Source organism: Streptomyces sp. SD31 (assembly GCF_052068475.1).
In the GTDB taxonomy this organism is placed as follows: Bacteria; Actinomycetota; Actinomycetes; order Streptomycetales; family Streptomycetaceae; genus Streptomyces.
On record NZ_JBQHCX010000025.1, the window covers coordinates 83599 to 98989 of the forward strand.

Genomic DNA, 15391 nt, shown 5'->3' on the forward strand with positions numbered 1-15391 from the left:
CAGGGCAACACCGTGAAGGGCTCTCATGCGTGAGGTGAACGAGAACGTGTCGGCAGCCGCCGATCAGCGGGCGACCGCGGAGACGATAGAGCGGGCCGGCACCGGCCTGACCGTGACCGACCTGCTGGCCAGGGTGACGGGATCTGCCGGGACGTCGGCTGCCCACACCACCCCGCCGCCTGACGGGGAGACGCTCGCCGCCACCATCGCAGCCATAGCGGGCCGCTACGTTCCCTCCGGACACCTGGTGCCCGACGCGGACTTCTTCGACGCCGGAGGCACCTCGGTGAACGCCGTGGAACTCGTCGGCGCGCTGGAGGACGAGCTGGGCATGGAGATCGACCTGGACGAGGTGTTCGCCGACGCCCGGCCGATCAGTCTGGCCGAACGCCACCTGGAAAGGACCGGAGCCACTCCCGCCGTACCGGAAACGGCTGGCCATGGGGCGATCCAGGCGGTTGAGTCGGCGGCGGTCGCCGCTCCACCGGTCACCCTCGCCCGCACCGACCCGTCCGACTCCACAGCCCGCCCCGACGACCTCGCCCAGATCCTCGCCGACCTGGCCCTCGCCGACCGCCTCCCCTTCACGGCCTCGCCCGCCCCCCTCCCACCCCGCCGCATCCTGCTGACCGGCGCCACCGGCTTCCTCGGCAGCCACCTGCTCCTGGACCTGCTGCGCCACAGCGACGCCCACGTGTACTGCCTGGTCCGCGCCGCCGACCAGGAGGCGGCCGTGGCCCGGCTGGGCGAGGCACTCAAGAGCTACGCGCTGCCCTGGTCGTCGGAGATCCGCCGCCGCATCACCGTGCTGCCCGGCGACATCCGCCACCCCCACCTGGGCCTCACCGACGACCTCTGGAACACCCTCGCCCACGAAGTGGACAGCATCGTCGGTGTGGCGGCCGCCGTGGACTTCCTGCGCGGCTACCAGTCCCTGCGCAGCAGCAACGTCCTCGGCGCCCTCACCCTCGCCGAACTCGCCGCGACCGGCCGCGCCAAGCCCCTGCACCACATCTCGTCCATCGCCGTCTTCAACGAGGTCGGTATCCCCGCCATGGGTGAGGACGACCCCCTCGCCCACATCGACCGCCTCGTGGCCGGCTACGACCAGACGAAATGGGCCGCCGAAGTCGCCCTGCGCCGCGCCCGCGACCACGGCCTGGTCGTCACCGCCCTGCGCCCCGGCGGCATCGGCGGCCACACGAAGACCGGCGCCTACAACCCCCAGGACCTCAGCAGCGGCCTCATCTCCGCCTTCGGCCGCTTCCGCACGGTCCCCGCCTTCCGCTACCTCAACGCCGCCCCCGTCGACTGGGTCAGCCGCGTCGCGGCCGCCGTCATCTGCGAACCCGACGCCTGGGGCTTCGACTACCACCTCACCGGCGTCCCCAACACCCTCGACGACGTCGTACGGGACATGGCCCTCGGCGGCATGCACGTCCGCGTCCAGGACTGGGACGAGTGGCGCACCGACGCCCTGGCCCGCCTCCAGGCCGAGCCGATCCCCGAACTGGCCTTCCTCACCCGCGTGTTGCAGAGCCCCACCGCCCTGAAACTCTGCGAGGCGACCCTCAAAGGCCCGGCCGCCACCGCCGACCGCACCACCGCACTCGTCGACGCCCTCGGCCTCCCGCCGGCCTCCCGCTACGACGCCCGAGCCCAGCTGAGGACCTTCGAACGCCTCGCCCACGACGGCCTGGCCCACCTGCCGCACAAGGACGACCAGCCCTACCTGTGGTTCACCGAGACCACCGAAGGAACCGTCGCCCCGATCGACGCCACGCCTGCTACCCCCGCCACGCCCGCATCTCCCGCCGGCCCTGACCTCCCCTGCGCGATGTCCCTCACCCTCTCCATCGCGAGCATGCACCAGCTGCTGACGGACCGCCGCATCGACGTCCGCGGCCAGGTCACCTGCCCGGCACTGCACCCCGACCCGCTCACCGTGGAACACGGCGACATCTGGATCCGCCCCGAGGAAGGCATCCCGCACCGCCACGGCCTGCGCCACCAACTCCTGCGCTACCACCTGCGGTTGACGGACACCGACGGCGGCCGCTGGTGGCTGGAGGGCCACAAGTACGCCCGCCCCCGCCGCGACCTCTGGCGCCAGACCCGCGCCCTGACCGTGCAGCTCGGCCGCGAGGGCGAACCGGCGAGCCTGGCCGGCGAGGTGGTCGTCCCCGCCGACTCCTACGTACGCGACCAGATCGACGGCATCAAGGTCGACCCGCGCCTGACCAGCCAGGAGAAGCGCGCCGCCAAGCTCACCTGGCTCGCCTGGTTCGGCCTGGAGATGGGCCGCGGCCTGCTCGGCCCCTTCGCCCGGGCCGCCGCGGACCTGCTCGACCTGCGCCGCACCACGAACCCCACGGAGCACCACCGATGATCTTCCGGACGACGAACCCCAGGACCACCAGGCCGACCCTGCGCAGAGTCAGGACCACCACGACCCTGCGCCCGCTCCGCCACCGCCTCGACCCGGCGACGGTCGAGGAGATCCCGTTCCACACGACCGACGGCGTACGCCTCGGCCTGACCCGCATCGACCCGGGCGACCGCACCCCCGCCCGCGACCGCCCCGCCGTCCTGCTCCTGCACGGACACACGGCCTCGGCCGACATGTTCCTGCTGCCCGAGACCCGCAACCTGGTCGACGTCCTCCTGGACGAGGGCCACGAGCCCTGGCTGCTCGACTGGCGAGGCAGCTGCCGCCTGCCCTACAACGAGACGGGCCGCCGCTACACCTACGACGACGTAGCCCTCTACGACATCCCCGAGACCGTCCGCCACATCCGCACCCGCATCGGCGACCGCCCCCTGTTCGTCGTCGCCCACTGCATAGGCTCCCTCACCCTCTCGATGAGCCTGACGGCAGGCCTCGTGCCCGGCCTCGCCGGCGTGGTGTCCCAGGGCGTCTTCCTCACCCCGAAGCTCGCGGGCCGCACTTCCCTGCGCATGACCTTGGCCGGAGAGCTCCTGAAGTCCCGTATCGACCACATCCCCGTCGACTTCCGCAAGGTCGGCCTCTGGTCCAAGTACACCCCGCTGTTCGCCCTCGCCTCCCGCAAGGCGGCATGCCCGGACCCCACCTGCCAGATCCTGCACAACTCGGCCTGGGGAACCGGGGCTTCCCTGTTCGTCCACGAGCACCTGACCGACGCCACCCACGACCGCCTCGCCGAACTACTCGGCCCCGCCCCGCTGTGGATCCTGCCGCACCTGCGCCGCATCGAACTGGCCCGCACCGTGGTCCGCTGGCACGACACCGACCACCGCTACCGGGCCCTCCCGCAGAACGCCCTGGACGCGGCGGCCCGTATCGACACCCCGGTCCTGCTCCTGGCGGGCAGCGAGAACGGCCTGTGGCTCGACTCCCAGAAACTCTGCCGCGACGTCCTCGCCCACCGCCAACCCCAACTGGACGTCACCTACACCGAGATCCCCGGCTACGGCCACCTGGACACCTTCCTCGGCAGGGGAGCGGCCCTCGACGTCTTCGGGCACATCCTCGATTTCCTGGGCGAACGCCGGTGACGGCAGCCGGGACGGCCAGTTACCGTACGCGTCAGTAACCAGAAGCCGCACTCCAGGAGGCCACCCATGCCGCAGCTCGAAGTCGACGGCGCGACACTGACGTACGACGACGAGGGCCCCCGCGACGGCGACGGTGTGCCCCTGGTGTTCGTCCACGGCTGGACGGCGAACCGGCACCGCTGGGACCACCAGGTGGCCCACTTCGCCGAGGCGCGCCGCGTGGTCCGCCTCGACCTGCGCGGGCACGGCGAGAGCAGCGGATCGGGGGCGCGCACGATCGACGACCTGGCGAAGGACGTACTCGCCCTCCTCGATCACCTGAAGATCGAGCGGTTCGTGATCATCGGCCACTCCATGGGCGGCATGATCGCCCAGACCATCGCCCTCGCCCACCAGGAGCGAGTCGAACGCATGGTGCTGGTGAACTCCATCGGCAGGATGGCCTACAGCCGGGGCCGCGCCCTGCTGATGGCCGCCTCGACGCTCGCCCCCTTCAAGCTGTTCGTCGCCGCCAACATCAAGCGCGCCTTCGCGCCCGGTTACCCGCGCGAGGAGGTTCGCGCGTACATCCGCGGCTCCGCCGAGACTCCCCGCGAGGTCGTCATGACGCTCTACGGCGCCATGCGCGCCTTCGATGTGCTGGACAGGGTCGGCGAGATGGCCACGCCCACCCTGATGGTGCACGGCTATCACGACATCCAGCTGCCCGTCGCCCAGATGCTGCGGATGGCCAAGGCCTACCCGGACGCGGTGATCCGCATCCTGGACGCCGGCCACGAACTACCGGTGGAGAAGCCGGCGGAACTGACGGTGGCACTCGACCGCTTCCTCGCCGACCGCGGATAGGCGGGAGAAACACGCGGACACCCAGCTCGGGCCCCGGCCCGACCAGGCGCTTTATTTAAGTCTTGTCTTATATAAGCAGGCACTGGCATAGTGGGCACCGTGCACGCCTTCGATGTGCTGGGTGATCCGGTCAGGCGCCGGATATTGGAGCTGCTCGCCGACGGCGAGCAGGCATCGGGTGACATCAGTGCCGTGATCCAGGAAGAGTTCGGGATCTCCCAGCCGGCTGTCTCGCAGCACCTGAGGGTGCTGCGCGAGAGCGGCTTCGCGTCCGTGCGGGCGGAGGGCACACGGCGGCTGTACGCCGTCGACGCCGCGCCGCTGCGGGAGGTGGACGCCTGGCTGGAGAGGTTCCGCGGTTTCTGGGAGCAGCGGCTCGACGCCCTCGGAACGGAACTCGCGCGAGGCAAGCGCGAACGCAGACGGAGAAAGGACGTGAGCGGGGATGAGTGAGATCGTCGACGAGTTGAACCGCCTGCACCGGCAGGTCGGTGTACGGCAGGTCGAGGCGGGCGAGGCTCGCACGGTGCTGCTGCGGCGCACCTACGACGCCGAGATCGCGGACGTGTGGGACGCGGTGACGTCGCCCGAGCGGATCGGCCGCTGGTTCCTGCCGGTGAGCGGAGAGTTCAAGGTGGGCGGGCGCTACCAGCTGGAGGGCCAGGCCGGCGGGGAGATCCTGCAGTGCGAGGAGCCGACACGGCTGCGGGTCAGCTGGCTGTACGGGCCCGATCCCGGCTTCAGCGAGGTCGAGGTGCGGCTCACGCCGGAGGGCGAGGAGCGGACGGTGCTGGAGCTGGAGCACGTGGCCGTGGTGCCGCCCGACTTCTGGGGCAGGTTCGGGCCGGGAGCCGTAGGTGTCGGCTGGGACGGGGCGTTGCTGGGCCTCGGCATGCACCTCGCCGGGGGCGGGATGAGCAGGGAGGAGGCCGAGGCCTGGCAGCTCTCGGACGAGGGCAAGGCGTACGCGACGCGGTCGGGCGAGCTGTGGGGAGAGGCCTACGCCGCCTCGGGTGCCGACGAGGAGACCGTGACGGCCACGACGAGGGCGACGATCGCGTTCTACACCGGAGTCGAGTCGTAGGTGTCTTTGCCTTCGGCTCCGCCGAGCAGATCGTGAACCACGCCCAGAGCAGAGGCATGAAGGTCCGCGGCCACACCCTGGTCTGGCACTCCCGGTTACCGAGCTGGGTCGCGGGACTCGGCACCCCCGACCGCAGATCGGCGATACAGCCCGCGCCGCCGACCCGGCCGCCAAACTGAGCCGGACATCGAGGGCTCCGGAACGGCACAGGCCAACAGCTATGGCAACGTGGTGCGGGCCTTCCTGGTGGTCTCGCGCTGCACCGGCATCACCCTCTGGGGCGTCACCGACAAGTACACCTGGCGCGCGAGCGGAACACCGCTGCTGTTCGACGGCAACTACGACAAGAAGCCGGCCGTACAACGCGGTGCTTGGTGTCCTGACCGGCTCCGGGTACCTCGTCCGACCACCCACGGTCCTGTGTCCGGCGCGGCGCGCTCGCCGTCCGCGCCGGACACCCCGCGTCGCTCAGGCGGTGCGCAGGGTCCGCTTGGCGAGTTCGTACGCCGGCAGCATCGCCCGGTGCTCGTCGGTGTCCAGTCCGCCGAGGTGTATGACGACCGGGCCCTTCTCGGTGGTGACGGCTATGGCCGACTCCTCCTTCGTCTCCTCCAGGAGCTCGCTGGTGTAGAGGTACTTCACCTCGACACCGGCGAGGCCGCCCGCCTTGAAGGTGCTGTACTTCTCCTTGCTCGCGCCGTTCTCCGCCGCGACGAAGGCCTCCAGTACGGCGCGTGCGTCAGCGTCCCCCCGCTTGCCCGTCCAGACCCGGAGGAAGCCGATGTTCCCCGCCGGCTTGGCGTCGACCTCACAGGCGGCAGCGACCGGGCCCTGGTACAGGAGCGCGTCGACGATCTCCTGGGCCGATTCGTCCTTCTCGGAATCGCCGGAGCCCTCACCGCTGCCGGCCCCCTTCTCCTCGGCCGCCCCGGTGTCGATGGCCTCCGCCTCCCAGTCCTCGGCGATGTCGAACGTGACGGGCAGCTCACAGGCCGACCCGGCGGCGCCGATGGTGCCGCCGCTCTTCACCGCCGTATCGCTGTCACTCGCCGCGTCGGCCGACGCCGAGGCGCTCGCCGAGGTCTTCGTCCCGTCGACCTCAGCGGCCCCCGAACAGCCCGTCAGCACCCCGGCCAGCAAAGCGACCTGGGCCAGCCGGCGCCGCACCTTTCCCGCCCCCACCAGCATCGTTCTCTCTCCCCACCCGATCTTGCCGTCTGATCTTGCTCAGGCGGCACACAGTATCCGAGAGCACTGACAAGGCAGGTCCTGCCCCTGCGGCATCATGAGGCGATGACCTCGCTGCCCTTCGACCGCTACTGCGACGAGATCGTCACCCAGACCGAACAACTCGCGGCCCACATACGAGGCGCGGACATGACCGCGCCGGTGCCGTCCTGCCCCGGCTGGAACCTCGGCCAACTGCTGCGGCACGTGGGCGGCGACCACCGATGGGCCGAGGAGGTCGTACGGACCGGGGGCGCCCGTCCGTTCCCCGAGGACCTGTCCGACTACACCCACGAGAACGAGTCCCTCCTGACCCCCTGGCTCAGCGAGGGCGCCGAGGCCCTGAGCACCACCCTCCGCTCCTCCGGCCCCGACGCACGCGTGTGGACTCCGGCCGATGACCGGGATTCCGCGTCCTTCTGGGCCCGCCGCATGACCTACGAGACGGTCGTGCACCGGGCCGACGCGGCGCTCGTCACCGGCACGGAGTTCACGCTCGACGACGACCTCGCCGTAGACGCGGTGGAGGAATGGCTGGAGTTCTCGACCGTCTCCGAGGCGTTCGAACCCCGCCCGGACCTGCCCGGCCTGCTCGCCTCCGACCGCACGCTCGGCTTCCACACGACCGACGGCGGAGCATGGCTCGTCGATCTCACCGGCGACCGTCCGGCCTGGCGTCCCGGATGCCACGACGCCACCGTCGCCGTACAGGGGCCGGTCACGGCCCTGCTCCTGTTCCTCTACCGGCGCCCCGCACGCGCCGTCCAGGTGCAGGGCGACACGGCCCTGCTCGATCTCTGGCTGATCCGCACGGGATTCTGGCTGGAGGCGTGACCTCGGGGAGCCCGTGTGCCCAACGCCGCTGCGCCGCGTTGCCGAATCGGCAAGAACCTTTGGCTCTCTCCGAGGCGTCCCGCAGGCTTCTTCACTGGGGGACAGGGCAGCCACGCTAGTCCGAGTCCCTCCCCGACCCCTGCGCATCCGGGAGGCGCCATGACCGAGACCCCCGCCCTGAGGGCCGCCGATTTCTGGGAGGCCCGCTACCGAGACGGTGGCCGCCTGTGGAGCGGCCGGCCCAACGCACTACTGGTACGCGAGGCCGGCGACCTCGGGCCGGGCCGCGCGCTCGACCTCGGCTGTGGCGAAGGGGCCGACGCGGTGTGGCTCGCCTCGCGCGGCTGGCGGGTCACCGGCGTGGACATCTCGCACACGGCTCTGGAACGTGCCGCCCTGCACGCCACCGAGGCAGGCGTGAGCGATCGTACGGTCTGGGAACGTCACGTGCTGGGCGAGACGTTCCCGGAGGGCTCCTTCGATCTGGTGAACGCGCAGTACCTGCAGTCGCCGGTCGCACTGGACCAGCAGCGGGTTCTGCGGCAGGCCGCAGCGGCGGTCGCCGCGGGCGGAACCCTCCTGATCGTCATGCACGCCGGCTGGCCGTCGTGGCAGAGCGAGCCACCCTTCGAGGCGGAGTTCCCCACGCTGCACAGCGTCCTCGACGAACTCGCCCTGCCGCAGGCCGACTGGAGCGTGGAAACGCTGGAGACGGTGCGCAGCGTGAACGTGTCGCCCGAGGGCGTGGAGGGCTTCCGGGACGACCACGTGTGGCGGCTCCGGCGCAGCGACGCCTGACGGAGAGCGCTCGACCGTGCCGTGCTCGTCCCGAGCCGCGGCCGGTCGGTGTCGACAGCCACAACTCCCTATCCTGTTACGGCAGTTCCGTGGCCGCAGACCCGTCGGCGCTCCCATTGATGCCGCACCCCGGGGCCGGCTCACCAGTATTCAACCCTGCTGGGCCAACGCCTCTCCCAGCACCTCGCGCGCCACATCCAGCGCCGCCGCCCGATCGGCGGGCACCAGCCCGATGCGGGTGCGCCGGTCGAGCAGGTCGGCCTCGTCCAGGGCACCTTCGTGGCGTACGGCCCAGAGCAGTTCGGCTGCGGTGACGGGATGCCCCGGCAGCACCGGCTCGCCCAGCCGGGGATCGCGCGCGCCGAGCGCCTGGACGGCCGGTGCCTCGGTGCCGTAGCGCTGGACGAGGCGGCGCGGCGCCCGGAGCGAGCCGAGCACGTCGGGTGATGCGGCGCCGACGAGGGGAAGGGCGGCGGTGGGGGAGGGGCCGGCGGTGAGCCGGCGGGTGGCCACGGCGGCGTCGACGGCGTCCTCGGCCATGCGCCGGTAGGTGGTGAGCTTGCCGCCGACCACGGTGATCACGCCGTCCGGCGAGGTGAGGACCGCATGCCGGCGGGAGATGTCGGCGGTCCGGGGAGCCGCGCCGGACTGCTCGGCAGGGGTGGTGTCGAGCAGGGGACGCAGTCCGGCGAACGCGCCCACGACGTCGGAGCGTTGGACCGGGACGTCCAGGACGGAGCCGAGGACGTCGAGGAGGAAACCGATGTCCGTCTCGGGTACCTCGGGCACGTCGGGGATGTCGCCGTCGACGGGCTCGTCGGTGAGACCGACGTAGACCCGGCCGTCGCCCTGGGGCAGGACGAGGAGGAAGCGGTTGGTCTCCCCGGGGACGGGGACGTGGAGCCCCGCGGGCAGCGGGCCGAGGCGGTCGGCGCGCAGGACGAGATGCGTGCCGCGTGAGGGGCGGATCCGGATGCCGTCCACCAGGCCCCCCGCCCAGACGCCGGACGCGTTGATCACGGCTCGGGCCCTGATCTCGCCCTCCTCGCCCGTGAGTTCGTCACGTATCACGGCGCCGGAGGCGGTGAGCCGCAGGGCCCTGACCCGGGTCAGGATCCGGGCCCCGCGGGCGGCGGCGGTGCGGGCGATCGCGCTCACCAGGCGGGCGTCGTCGGTGAGCCGGCCGTCCCAGGACAGCAGACCGCCGCGCAGGCCCTGGGTGCGCAGGGCGGGGGCGAGGTGCCGGGTCTCCACCGCGGAGAGCCGGCGCGGGGCCGGCAGGGTGGCGCGGGCGGTACGGGCCGCCAGGCGCAGGGTGTCACCCGCCCGGAATCCGGCCCAGGCCAGGGCGGACTGCCCGCGGGAGACCAGCGGGGTGAGCGGCAGGACGAAGGGCTGGGCCCGCACCAGATGCGGTGCCGTGCGCTCCATCAGCACCCCGCGTTCGACCGCGCTCTCGTGGGCCACGTCGAACTGCCCCGAGGCGAGATAGCGCAGCCCGCCGTGGATGAGCTTGCTGCTGAACCGGGACGTGCCGAAGGCCAGGTCGTGTGCGTCGACGGCAGCGACCGTCAGGCCTCGGGCGGCGGCGTCCAGGGCGGCCCCGGCGCCGGTCGCGCCCAGCCCGACGACCAGGACGTCCACGGCCGGACCGCCGACCGTCTCGGCCAGTTCGCGCGAGCGCCGGGCGGCGGACAGCGAGGATCCGGGAACCGGGGGAGTGGCAGTGCTCATGGGGTGAGGGTCCTCTCCAGGATGCTGCGCAGTTCCGCCAGGAAGGCCTCGCTGCTCAGGTCGGCGTCGTCCTCGTCGGTCATGGTCCGCAGGGACAGGGTGAAGGACTGGACGATCAGCAGCAGCGCCCGCGCCTGCCGTTCGGCATGGCCGGTGCGTACGGACCCGTCGGTGTGGCCTTCGCGCAGGGCGTCGGCCAGCAGCGCGATGAGGGCCTCCTGGCTCGCGCCGCGTCGGTCGAGGACGTAGGGGAGGAGCAGTTCCGGATCGACGTCGACGATCTTCCGGAACAGCGGATGGGCGCGGAAGGCCGCCACCCCGGCCACGAGCCCGTCGACGATCAGGCCACGCGTGTCGGCCCCGGGATGCCGCTCGGGCATGGCACCGGTGGCCACGGCGACCCACTCCCGGGTCATCAAGTCCCCCACCAGAGTGCGCACATCGGGCCATCGGCGGTACAGCGTCATCCGGGAGACACCCGCGCGGCGGGCCACGTCGGTCAGCGTCGTACGGCGGACACCGACGGCCAGGACACAGTCGCGCACCGCGTCGAGCACCGCGTCGCTGTCCGAGTGGTTGTGACGAATAGGCGTCATGTGTCACAGTGTAACGCCTGCGAGGCCGTCCGGGACACGGCATCGCTCGAAACGACCGGTGAGGACGAGCGCCATGGACATGTTGTGGAGCGGCTGGGGCGACCCGGCCAAGGCGGCGCCGCTGCCCGAGACGGTGACCGGGCTGCTGCGCGACCTGCTCGGCGTCAAGCCGCGCACCGCCGGGCCGCTCGCCCTGGAGGACATCGCCGTACCCGAACCGCGCCTCGAACCCCCCGCGCTCCAGGCCCTGTTCGCCGCCGTCGGAGGCGAGGAGCACGTCCGCACCGACGCGGAGACCCGCATCCGGCACACGCGGGGCAAGTCCACCCCCGACCTGCTGCGGATCCGCGACGGCGAAGTCGACGACATCCCCGCAGCCGTCGTACTCCCCGCCGACCACGACGACGTACTCGCCGTACTGCGCGCATGCGCCGAACACGGCCTGCTCGTGGTCCCGTTCGGCGGCGGCACCTCCGTCGTCGGCGGCCTCGCCCCGACCCGGCGCAGCCCCTTCGTCGCTCTTGACCTGCGGCGCATGGACCAGCTGCTCGCCCTCGACCCGGTCTCCCGCACCGCCACCCTGCAACCCGGCCTGCGTGCCCCCCAGGCCGAGGCGCTGCTCGCCGAACACGGCTTCACCCTCGGCCACTTCCCCCAGTCCTACGAGTGGGCCACCATCGGCGGATTCGCCGCCACCCGCTCCAGCGGCCAGGCATCCGCCGGCTACGGCCGCTTCGACGAGATGGTCCTCGGCCTGACCCTCGCCACCCCCGAGGGCACCCTCGACACCGGCCGCGCGCCACGCTCGGCGGCCGGACCCGACCTGCGCCAGCTCCTCCTCGGCTCGGAAGGGGCCTTCGGCGTCATCACCTCCGTCACGGTCCGGATCCGCCCCGTCCCTCAGGCCCGCGTGTACGAGGGCTGGCGCTTCGCCTCCTTCGAGGAAGGCGCCGCCGCGCTGCGCCGCCTCGCCCAGGACGGCCCGCGCCCCACGGTCCTGCGGCTGTCCGACGAGACCGAGACGCTGATCGGCCTCGCCCAGCCCGACGCGATCGGCGCCTCCGTCGCCGGGCACCAGTCCGCGGGATGCATGGCGATCACCGGCTACGAAGGCGCGGAAGCGGACATCTCGTACCGCCGGGAGAGGGCCGCGGCCGTCCTGCGCGTGTGCGGTGGAACCCCGCTCGGCGAGGAACCGGGACAGCGCTGGGCGCACGGCCGCTACTCGGCCCCCTACCTGCGGGATTCCCTGCTGGACGCGGGGGCGTTCGCGGAGACACTGGAGACGGCGACCTTCTGGTCGCGCGTCCCCGAGCTGTACGCCTCGGTCCGCGAAGCCCTCACCACCACGCTCACCGAGGCCGGCACCCCGCCCCTGATCATGTGTCACATCTCCCACGTCTACGAGAACGGCGCCTCCCTGTACTTCACCGTCGTCTCGGCACAGGGCGACGACCCGGTGGCGCACTGGCAGCGGGCCAAGCACGCCGCCAACGAGGCGATCCTCACCGCGGGCGGCACGATCACCCACCACCACGGCGTGGGCACCGACCACCGGGACTGGTACGTCCGCGAGGCGGGCCCCCTGGGCATCGAGGCGCTGCAAGCCGTCAAACGCCGACTGGACCCGGCGGGCCTGCTCAACCCCGGCGTCCTCCTGCCCACCGACTGATCCCGTACCCACCCGCTCATCCACCCGCACCCGCCTCCGGCGCACCCTCCCGTCGGCCCGAAAGGCTCCCCGATGCGACAGTTCACCGCCATCGTCAACCCCACGGCGGGCGGATCCGCCTCAGCTGCCGCCCTCTTGCAGGTGGCCCGGCTGCTGCGGGAGGCCGGGGCCGACCTGGAGACCGAGTACAGCCGCAGCCTGCCCCACGCCCGGGACCTCGCCCGGGACGCCGGACAGCGCGGCAGGGTGGTGCTCGCCGTCGGCGGCGACGGAATCGCCGGTGGCATCGGCGGCGCCCTCAGCGGCACGGACGCCCTGCTCGGCCTAGTCCCGGCCGGCCGGGGCAACGACTTCGCCCGGGCGCTGAACCTCCCCACCGAACCCACGGCACTCGCACAGGTACTGCTCCACCACGAGCCCCGTAGGGTCGACACCATCGAAGTCGAGTCGGCCGTCCACGACCGCACCGTGGTCCTCGGCAGCGTGTACGCGGGCGTCGACGCCCTGGCCAACCGCCACGCCAACAACGCCACACTCCTGCGCGGCGCCGCCTCCTACTACGCGGGCGGACTGCGCGCCGTCACCACCTGGCGTCCCGCGCGCTACCGGGTCACCGTCGACGGCCGCGAACACCCTCTCACCGGTTACACGGTCGTGGCCGCCAACTCCGGCTACTACGGCTCAGGCCGCCTCATCGCGCCCGACGCCCGCGTGGACGACGGCCTGCTGGACGTCGTCATGATCCGGGAAGCGCCGCGCCGACTGTTCTTCGCCCTGATGAACGACCTCAAGACGGGCACCCACGTCCACCGCCCCCAGGTGCGGATCCTGCGGGGCAGGGAAATCCGCATCGAGGCCGACCGCGAGGTGCCCTACGGCGCCGACGGCGAGGTCGAGGCGGTTCTCCCGGTCACGGTCAGAGTCCTGCCGGGAGCGCTGCGCGTACTGAGCTGAGCCGCGCGTACTGAGCCGAGCGGGGGCCGGAGCTGTCGGCGTCGCGCCGACGGCCGGGTTCGGCCACCGCTCATCCGCCGTCCACCGGCATCCGCTGGCGTGCCGTCCTCAACTGCTGGGGGGCGGAGGTGCGATCGGCCTCCTGGGTGAGCGAGGTGCGATCGGCCTCGTCCTGGCCGAGCGAGGTGCGATCGGCCTCGTCCTGGGCGAGCAGCGAGAGCAACGCGGCCACGGTCAGCCCGGCCTCGGCGGGGTGACGCAGCACCTTGGCCGGGGCGATCCGGTAGGTATTGGTGCGCCCCTCGCGGGTGTGCGACAAATACCCTTCCTGCTCCAGATCGGAAATGATCTTCTGGACGGCGCGCTCCGTGAGCCGGCAATGCGCGGCGATGTTCCGGATGCGGATGTTCGGGTTGTCGGCGATGGCCGCCAGCACACGGGCATGGTTCGTCAGAAAGGTCCATCCGGTGTGCGGCTCAGGGACTCCGTCCATGTACCAAGCCTACGACTGGATGTTCACGTATACAAATACACGCACTGCATTTCATGTATCTGTTGACGTGTCCCTCAGTTCGGGTTCAGTCTGGTACCGAGACCGGGAGTACCTGAGGGAGAGGCGGTCATGGCAGAGCTCGCGTCCTCTGCGAACCCCCATGCGGGGGGCATTGCCGACCCTGCGGACGCCGGCGGCGCATCGGCGTCCGCCCGGGCGTGCTCGCTGGTGACCGCCATACACCCGGACGGTGACCGGATCACCGTGAAGGTCAGCGGAGAACTCGACCTGGATTCCAGTGAGCGCTTCCGCGGCGTCCTGCGCGAAGCCTTGCACCGCTCGGTCCACGGCATCGACCTGGATCTGGGGGGCGTCACCTTCTGCGACTGCTCCGCCCTCAACATCCTGCTCACCCAGCGTCGGCGAGCCCTGGCGCAGGCCAAGACGATCGCCATCCACCACGCGAGCACGGAAGTGGATCGCCTGCTCGCCCTGACCGGCACACAAGCGCTGTTCGCCCGCCCGAACCCGGACGGCCAGGGCACGCCGGTCAAGCACGTCCAGGACACGCAGACGCAGGACACGGAGACGCAGGACATGGAGACGCAGGACATGGAGACGTCCGAGGGCGCCGACTACGACCTGCGGATCGAGGTCGCCCAACTACGACGGGCCATGCAGACCCGGCCGACCATCGACCTGGCCCGGGGCATCCTGATGGCCTCGTTCAGCCTGAGTTCCGAGGAGGCCTGGACGGTCCTGGTCGCGGCCTCCCAGAACACCAACACCAAGCTGCACTCCCTGGCCGGAGACCTGGTCACCGCGGTCAAGGGCGACGCGTTGCCGGAAGCCGTGCAGGAACAGCTGTCCTCGGCGGTCGCCAGGGTCAATTCCGGCGCGGAAACGACGGGAGGCGAGGCGAAGGGCCAAGAGCCCGCCCAAGCCGCCGACTGAACCGTCGCGGTTGCGTCGATCGGCGGCGCACCGGCAGGGTTCGGGGTGTGCCTACCTTGCTGATCGTGCATCACACCCCTTCGCCCAACTGTCAGGCCCTGCTCGAAGCCGTCATCTCGGGCGCGACGGCCCCCGAGATCGAGGACGTCGAGGTCGTACGGCGACCGGCACTGTCGGCCACGGTCTCCGACGTACTGAACGCCGATGGCTATCTCCTGGGCACCCCGGCGAACCTCGGCTACATCTCGGGAGCCCTCAAGCATTTCTTCGACCAGGTCTACTACCCCTGCCTGGACGCGACCCGCGGCCGCCCCTTCGGTTACTACGTCCACGGCGGCAGCGACGTCACCGGCGCCGTCCGGGCGATCGGCTCCATCACCACCGGCCTCGCCTGGCGACGCACGGCACAACCCGTGACAGTGACCGGGGAACCCGGCAAACCGGACATCGAGGCGTGCTGGGAACTGGGCGCCACGCTTGCCGCCGGCCTGATGAAGTGACCCCGCTCCTAAGGAATTTTCTGTGAATCCGTGCGGCCTTTGAACAGTGCGCCGCTCGTCTCCGTATAGGGCCGGGGGATTTTCATGCCCTGAACGACGACGAGGCGTAGGAGTACTTCCTTGGGACGCAGCACGCGAAGACGCCCCACGGGCGCACGGCGA

Annotated in this window: 16 protein-coding genes and 1 pseudogene; 13 read left to right on the forward strand and 4 right to left on the reverse strand. The window is 71.5% G+C overall.

The window, feature by feature from the left end; translation table 11 throughout:
• The first annotated feature begins 25 nt into the window (after nucleotides 1-25).
• The 7 genes and pseudogenes from ACTMVF_RS39405 to ACTMVF_RS39435 form a co-directional block, all read left to right on the forward strand.
• A complete protein-coding gene (locus ACTMVF_RS39405) occupies nucleotides 26-2389 on the forward strand; it encodes a thioester reductase domain-containing protein (protein WP_441275899.1) in 2364 nt (787 codons plus the stop codon).
• The gene (locus ACTMVF_RS39410; RefSeq protein ID WP_441275900.1) at nucleotides 2386-3537 is read left to right on the forward strand and encodes an alpha/beta hydrolase; all 1152 of its coding nucleotides are present in this window, start codon (nucleotides 2386-2388) and stop codon (nucleotides 3535-3537) included. The genes ACTMVF_RS39405 and ACTMVF_RS39410 overlap by 4 nt, the downstream gene beginning before the upstream one ends.
• 66 nt (nucleotides 3538-3603) lie before the next feature.
• Entirely contained in the window at nucleotides 3604-4383 is a 780-nt protein-coding gene (locus tag ACTMVF_RS39415) for an alpha/beta fold hydrolase (protein WP_441275901.1), read from the forward strand.
• A gap of 90 nt (nucleotides 4384-4473) precedes the next feature.
• Nucleotides 4474-4836, forward strand: a complete 363-nt coding sequence (locus ACTMVF_RS39420) for an ArsR/SmtB family transcription factor (RefSeq protein WP_441275902.1) — start codon at nucleotides 4474-4476, stop codon at nucleotides 4834-4836.
• Entirely contained in the window at nucleotides 4829-5467 is a 639-nt protein-coding gene (locus tag ACTMVF_RS39425) for an SRPBCC family protein (RefSeq protein ID WP_441275903.1), read from the forward strand. The genes ACTMVF_RS39420 and ACTMVF_RS39425 overlap by 8 nt, the downstream gene beginning before the upstream one ends.
• A gap of 32 nt (nucleotides 5468-5499) precedes the next feature.
• Nucleotides 5500-5646, forward strand: a complete 147-nt coding sequence (locus ACTMVF_RS39430) for an endo-1,4-beta-xylanase (RefSeq protein WP_441275904.1) — start codon at nucleotides 5500-5502, stop codon at nucleotides 5644-5646.
• Nucleotides 5647-5698: 52 nt separating this feature from the next.
• Nucleotides 5699-5770, forward strand: a pseudogene (locus ACTMVF_RS39435) (endo-1,4-beta-xylanase); the annotation flags it as partial.
• Between the two features lie 165 nt (nucleotides 5771-5935).
• Here the strand turns inward: ACTMVF_RS39435 and ACTMVF_RS39440 are convergent.
• Entirely contained in the window at nucleotides 5936-6655 is a 720-nt protein-coding gene (locus ACTMVF_RS39440) for a lipoprotein (RefSeq protein ID WP_441275905.1), read from the reverse strand.
• 105 nt (nucleotides 6656-6760) lie between these two features.
• Between ACTMVF_RS39440 and ACTMVF_RS39445 the strand changes: the two genes are divergently transcribed.
• Complete coding sequence (locus ACTMVF_RS39445) at nucleotides 6761-7528, forward strand: maleylpyruvate isomerase family mycothiol-dependent enzyme (protein ID WP_441275906.1); 768 nt, start codon at nucleotides 6761-6763, stop codon at nucleotides 7526-7528.
• Between the two features lie 159 nt (nucleotides 7529-7687).
• Complete coding sequence (locus ACTMVF_RS39450) at nucleotides 7688-8326, forward strand: class I SAM-dependent methyltransferase (RefSeq protein WP_441275907.1); 639 nt, start codon at nucleotides 7688-7690, stop codon at nucleotides 8324-8326.
• Nucleotides 8327-8476: 150 nt separating this feature from the next.
• On the opposite strand, the gene ACTMVF_RS39455 is transcribed toward ACTMVF_RS39450, so the two are convergent.
• Together ACTMVF_RS39455 and ACTMVF_RS39460 are read right to left on the reverse strand one after the other, a co-directional pair.
• Nucleotides 8477-10060 (reverse strand): glycerol-3-phosphate dehydrogenase/oxidase, encoded by a 1584-nt coding sequence (locus ACTMVF_RS39455; protein WP_441275908.1) that lies wholly within the window; start codon nucleotides 10058-10060, stop codon nucleotides 8477-8479.
• The gene (locus tag ACTMVF_RS39460) at nucleotides 10057-10656 is read right to left on the reverse strand and encodes a TetR/AcrR family transcriptional regulator (protein WP_441275909.1); all 600 of its coding nucleotides are present in this window, start codon (nucleotides 10654-10656) and stop codon (nucleotides 10057-10059) included. Before ACTMVF_RS39460 ends, ACTMVF_RS39455 begins: the two co-directional genes overlap by 4 nt.
• A gap of 73 nt (nucleotides 10657-10729) precedes the next feature.
• On the opposite strand from ACTMVF_RS39460, the gene ACTMVF_RS39465 reads away from it, so the two are divergent.
• A complete protein-coding gene (locus ACTMVF_RS39465) occupies nucleotides 10730-12328 on the forward strand; it encodes an FAD-binding oxidoreductase (protein WP_441275910.1) in 1599 nt (532 codons plus the stop codon).
• A gap of 72 nt (nucleotides 12329-12400) precedes the next feature.
• On the forward strand, nucleotides 12401-13282 hold the full coding sequence (locus tag ACTMVF_RS39470) for a YegS/Rv2252/BmrU family lipid kinase (RefSeq protein WP_441275911.1): 882 nt from the start codon (nucleotides 12401-12403) through the stop codon (nucleotides 13280-13282).
• A gap of 70 nt (nucleotides 13283-13352) precedes the next feature.
• On the opposite strand, the gene ACTMVF_RS39475 is transcribed toward ACTMVF_RS39470, so the two are convergent.
• Complete coding sequence (locus ACTMVF_RS39475) at nucleotides 13353-13775, reverse strand: helix-turn-helix transcriptional regulator (protein ID WP_441275912.1); 423 nt, start codon at nucleotides 13773-13775, stop codon at nucleotides 13353-13355.
• Nucleotides 13776-13904: 129 nt separating this feature from the next.
• Here ACTMVF_RS39475 and ACTMVF_RS39480 point away from each other — a divergent pair, with 129 nt between their 5' ends.
• Together ACTMVF_RS39480 and ACTMVF_RS39485 are read left to right on the forward strand one after the other, a co-directional pair.
• Nucleotides 13905-14729, forward strand: coding sequence for an ANTAR domain-containing protein (locus ACTMVF_RS39480; RefSeq protein WP_441275913.1), 825 nt, complete (start codon nucleotides 13905-13907; stop codon nucleotides 14727-14729).
• Nucleotides 14730-14776: 47 nt separating this feature from the next.
• On the forward strand, nucleotides 14777-15229 hold the full coding sequence (locus ACTMVF_RS39485; RefSeq protein WP_441275914.1) for a flavodoxin family protein: 453 nt from the start codon (nucleotides 14777-14779) through the stop codon (nucleotides 15227-15229).
• Nucleotides 15230-15391: the final 162 nt, after the last annotated feature.

Excerpts from the sequence above, each read along its gene's own strand:
- ACTMVF_RS39405 (WP_441275899.1), top strand. The coding sequence starts at position 26 with ATGCGTGAGGTGAACGAGAACGTGTCGGCAGCCGCCGATCAGCGGGCG.
- ACTMVF_RS39410 (WP_441275900.1), top strand. The coding sequence starts at position 2,386 with ATGATCTTCCGGACGACGAACCCCAGGACCACCAGGCCGACCCTGCGC.
- ACTMVF_RS39415 (WP_441275901.1), top strand. The coding sequence starts at position 3,604 with ATGCCGCAGCTCGAAGTCGACGGCGCGACACTGACGTACGACGACGAG.
- ACTMVF_RS39425 (WP_441275903.1), top strand. The coding sequence starts at position 4,829 with ATGAGTGAGATCGTCGACGAGTTGAACCGCCTGCACCGGCAGGTCGGT.
- ACTMVF_RS39440 (WP_441275905.1), bottom strand. The coding sequence starts at position 6,655 with ATGCTGGTGGGGGCGGGAAAGGTGCGGCGCCGGCTGGCCCAGGTCGCT.
- ACTMVF_RS39445 (WP_441275906.1), top strand. The coding sequence starts at position 6,761 with ATGACCTCGCTGCCCTTCGACCGCTACTGCGACGAGATCGTCACCCAG.
- ACTMVF_RS39450 (WP_441275907.1), top strand. The coding sequence starts at position 7,688 with ATGACCGAGACCCCCGCCCTGAGGGCCGCCGATTTCTGGGAGGCCCGC.
- ACTMVF_RS39455 (WP_441275908.1), bottom strand. The coding sequence starts at position 10,060 with ATGAGCACTGCCACTCCCCCGGTTCCCGGATCCTCGCTGTCCGCCGCC.
- ACTMVF_RS39460 (WP_441275909.1), bottom strand. The coding sequence starts at position 10,656 with ATGACGCCTATTCGTCACAACCACTCGGACAGCGACGCGGTGCTCGAC.
- ACTMVF_RS39465 (WP_441275910.1), top strand. The coding sequence starts at position 10,730 with ATGGACATGTTGTGGAGCGGCTGGGGCGACCCGGCCAAGGCGGCGCCG.
- ACTMVF_RS39470 (WP_441275911.1), top strand. The coding sequence starts at position 12,401 with ATGCGACAGTTCACCGCCATCGTCAACCCCACGGCGGGCGGATCCGCC.
- ACTMVF_RS39475 (WP_441275912.1), bottom strand. The coding sequence starts at position 13,775 with ATGGACGGAGTCCCTGAGCCGCACACCGGATGGACCTTTCTGACGAAC.
- ACTMVF_RS39480 (WP_441275913.1), top strand. The coding sequence starts at position 13,905 with ATGGCAGAGCTCGCGTCCTCTGCGAACCCCCATGCGGGGGGCATTGCC.